Origin of the sequence: Leptospira alexanderi serovar Manhao 3 str. L 60 (assembly GCF_000243815.2) — a bacterium.
Classification (GTDB): Bacteria; Spirochaetota; Leptospiria; order Leptospirales; family Leptospiraceae; genus Leptospira; species Leptospira alexanderi.
Window position 1 is genome coordinate 35,001 of the sequence record NZ_AHMT02000031.1, and the last position, 3,825, is coordinate 38,825.

Genomic DNA, 3,825 nt, shown 5'->3' on the forward strand with positions numbered 1-3,825 from the left:
ACGCAGGGGACAAAATCTCTTTCAAACTGTATAGGAATGGAAAAGAAATGTCTGTTTCTTTTCCGGCACGTCGTATGCCTGATTTCGATTTTATGAGAAATCAATACGATAAACAGTATGATTTCGAAATGATCGGTGGACTTTTATTTCAAGAAATGTCTCGAGATTTGATTACGAGTTGGGGTCGTGGCGGCAATACTTCCGGAGGAAGTCAGCTTTTATATAGATTTTTTTACTTCATAGAAGACGGACTGAACCGTACAAAAAAAACCGACGTGGTTTTATACCGGAAACTTTCTCATCCAATCAATTCTTCCGCGGAATATTTTGTGAACCTTGTTTTGGAATCTGTGAACGGGATTCCTGTTACGGAATTAAGCGATCTAAGAAAGATCTTGAAGCAATCCAAGGATAAGTATCTTCGTTTGAAATTTTTAGATATTCAGGTTCCTCTCGTTTTGGACCGCGAGGAAGCTGAAAAGGCGGACGAAAAAATCCGTAAAATTTACGGTCTGGAATAATTAAGGAAATTATAATGTTAAAAATCTGGATCATGCCGATATTTATCTGTTTTTCGTTGGGGATTTTTGCCGAGAAATCGGATCTTATTCTCATTAAAAAAAAACATTATAAAACGAAAAAAACGAATTACGATACGAAAAAAGAATCCGTATCTTTAGCGAAAACGTCGGGCACTCAGGAAATCTATCATAAAAGTATCGTTCAGATCAAAGTCACTTTTCAGGAGCCCGAATACCATCAACCTTGGAAGAAAAAGAATCCTAGGGTTCGAAGAGGAGTTGGGGTAGTCACAGAAGGAAATCGAATCCTGATTCCCTATTCGCTTCTACCGGATGCGACTTTGATCGAAGTAAAAAAATATTCTTCCTATTCCGAGATAAAAGCGGTAGTGTTTCGTCATGATCCGGAATCCAATCTGGCTCTCCTTCGAGTCGAGAAAAAGAATTTCTTCGATGATCTTATCCCGCTTACGTTTTCCTCGGTTGTCGTGTTTCCGAAGCAGGTCAACGTTTACCAACTTGATAACTCGGGTTCGATTCAAACAACAAGCGTGACTTTTTTGAGTATGGACATGGATCAGATGCCTCTTGGTCAGGTAGAACTTCCCGTTGTGGACGTGAGTTCCAGCGAGGGTTTGAATGGTTTTGGAGAAGTTGCGATTGAGAGTGGAAAAGTTTCCGGTATTCTTTATGATTTTATTTCTGGAAAAAATTCAGGGAGAATCATTCCCTCTTTTGTCATTCAAAAATTTATCGAGACTCCGGGAACCGACGTATTCAGTTATAAAGGATTTCGTTTTCGTCCGATTACGGACGACTCTGTAAAAAAATATTACGGTATGGAAAAATCCGATTCCGGAATTTTAGTCGCAGATGTAATTCCAGGCTCTTCGGCGAGCGGAGTCCTGAAACTTGAGGATATCATTCTCGAATTTGGGGATAAGAATGTAGATTCGAAAGGATATATCGAACATCCTTTGTATGGGAAACAAGTTCTTTCCTTTTTGGCACACTCTGGGGATTCGTTCGGATATTCATTAGGAAAAGAAATTCCTATGCTTGTACTGAGGGATAAAAAAAAGATTCGTTTGAGTATGAAGTTGAAACCGTTCCCTTATTCGGCGGTTCGAATTCCGTTTAAAAATATTCCCGCTTCCAACGATTTCGCGGTGGAAGGTGGCTTTGTGTTTCTGGAACTTTCTGAACCCCTTTTGGAAGAATGGGGAAAGGATTGGAGATCCAGAGTGGATCGAAAACTTCTCTATCTTTATGATTATTATAAGTTTCACGAAAAAGAGGGGGATGTCGGAAAGATCGTTCTTCTTTCTCAAGTTCTTCCGGATGAATCCAATAACGGTTTCCACGATCTTAGTTTTAAGATCGTGGAAAAAATCGACGGCCAAAATGTGAAATCGGTCCGGGATTTAAAACGAAATATCAGACAAGGTAAATCCGATTATGCTTTGATTTCTTTGGACGATGGAACCGAGATCGCTTTGGATAGAACGAAATTAACGGAGATTAACGAAAGAATTTACAAGAGTTATAAAATTCGTTTTTCAGAGAACGGGAATTAAAAATCGCCTGAGATTCGAAAGTTCTTGTTTTAGGTTTCGTTAAGATTTTACGTTTCATCCGAAAATTTGAAATTCTTGTTTTTAAGGACTTTTTCTTCATTATAGGACACTTCTATAAAAATGAGTACCTAAATACCAGCTTGTTTCCAATAACTATCAAAACTGATTGTATTTGATTTCAATATACCTAAAGTAGATTTAGTTCTTTGAATCAATTGGCTAAGATTCTCCGGACAAAAATTAGCCATATAGTTTTTCTTCCAACGACACCAGATATATTCTTGAGGATTTAACTCCGGAGCATAAGGAGGCAAAAATTCTACTCGAAGCCTTTTCTCATTTGCTTTTAAAAATTCATTCATTGCTTTGCTTTTATGAGCAGATAAATTATCCCAAACTATTAAAATCTTTTTGCGATTTTCCTTTAGAAGTATATTTAAAAAATAAATAACGTGAGTTCGGCCTAAGGAGAGAGTAAAAGTTGTAAATTGTCTTTGGATCTCAAATTCAAAGAAGGTTTTTTTGGAAAAAATGAAAATGCGACTAACCCACTTAATAAATTAACAGCCCAATTGAAAAAGCTTCGATGTCTAGTATGTTGAATCTGACAAATATTTTTAAGTTCATCATTTACGGATTCAATGATAGCTCTTTTTCTTAAAAGAATTTTATCAACTAAGGGCATTAATTTATTTTTCATATTCTTTTTAAGTTTTGTAATGAGTTGAATTCCTTTTTCATAAAGACTTTCAAACAAAGATTGACTGATATAACCTCTATCTCCGAAAAGTTTATCGTGAATATTCTTAACAAGTGGAAAAATCACTTTCGAATTCCTGTCGTCGACGTTTCCAGGAGTAATCATAAATGATAATATTTCACCTTGATCATTTACGATTAAATGCAATTTAAAGCCATAAAACCAGCCTGTGCTCGATTTCCCTCGTTGTGCAGTATCTTTAAATACTTTATGAGAATGGATTCTTCTGTTGTCGCATACTCCAAAGAATCGTAGAATCAATGAACGATATTCCGGAACATTTTCCCAGACAAGAATTTGATAGAAAGGAAGCTATGACAGATAACGCGTTAGGCATCAGTTCAACAAAACGATTGTAACTTACAGCTTTTGGAAATTCCGATTTTAAATTCTTTTTTATTTCTATCAGATAATAATTTTTAAATTCTCTATAATGAGAAAGATGAAAACAGACAACAATCGTTGCTACTTCACTCAGGCTTAACTGAAATTTTCGGTTTCTTTTTCGAACCACCGGACAAAAGTATTTTCACGTTCCAGTTTATTTTTTGTTGTGTACAATAATCGTCTATCGCACAAAATATCTCTGTCAGATCCATATTTAACCCCTTTCTTGCTGGAAATTTAGTTCAATATGTGATCTGGCGCTTTTCTGTACAAGATTTTTCTCTTTTTTCCTCCTTAGGCCGAACTCACGTTAAAAAAGGTCCTGGCTTTTAACAGAGCCTGTTATGATCTGAAAGTGAAAATCTTTTTTAGAAATAGCACCGATTACTGATAACTTTTTCCAAGACATCTTGTGACGAAGGATCGGTGTCTTACCTATTAAGCTCCAAGTTTTTATCGTATATGGATTCTGGCTGATTCCGCTTTCATCTAAAAATATGACCTTAAACCCTTCATTCTCTGCTTTTTTTATACCGGGCCAAGTTTTCGTTTTCCAAGTTTCAATTGCCTTTTCATCTCT

Annotated in this window: 3 protein-coding genes and 2 pseudogenes (1 of these 5 cut by a window edge); 2 read left to right on the plus strand and 3 right to left on the minus strand. The window is 36.2% G+C overall.

From position 1 onward, the window contains the following. Together LEP1GSC062_RS11150 and LEP1GSC062_RS11155 are read left to right on the plus strand one after the other, a co-directional pair. On the plus strand, positions 1-521 hold the end of the coding sequence (locus tag LEP1GSC062_RS11150) for a S1C family serine protease (RefSeq protein ID WP_039941860.1). The gene continues 988 nt to the left of window position 1, outside the view; 521 of the gene's 1,509 nt are visible here — the last part of the coding sequence; its start codon lies off the left edge, out of view; it ends in the stop codon at positions 519-521. A gap of 14 nt (positions 522-535) precedes the next feature. Next, a complete protein-coding gene (locus tag LEP1GSC062_RS11155; RefSeq protein WP_020984276.1) occupies positions 536-2,098 on the plus strand; it encodes a PDZ domain-containing protein in 1,563 nt (520 codons plus the stop codon). A gap of 128 nt (positions 2,099-2,226) precedes the next feature. Here LEP1GSC062_RS11155 and LEP1GSC062_RS21735 read toward each other — a convergent pair. From LEP1GSC062_RS21735 to LEP1GSC062_RS11175, 3 genes and pseudogenes are all read right to left on the minus strand, one after another. Next, a pseudogene (locus LEP1GSC062_RS21735) lies at positions 2,227-2,652 on the minus strand (transposase); the annotation flags it as partial. Further along, a pseudogene (locus LEP1GSC062_RS21740) lies at positions 2,562-3,457 on the minus strand (IS982 family transposase). The pseudogenes LEP1GSC062_RS21740 and LEP1GSC062_RS21735, both read right to left, overlap by 91 nt. Before the next feature lie 98 nt (positions 3,458-3,555). Continuing rightward, the coding region (locus tag LEP1GSC062_RS11175) for a transposase (protein WP_020984267.1) at positions 3,556-3,825 on the minus strand (270 nt) is incomplete at its 5' end.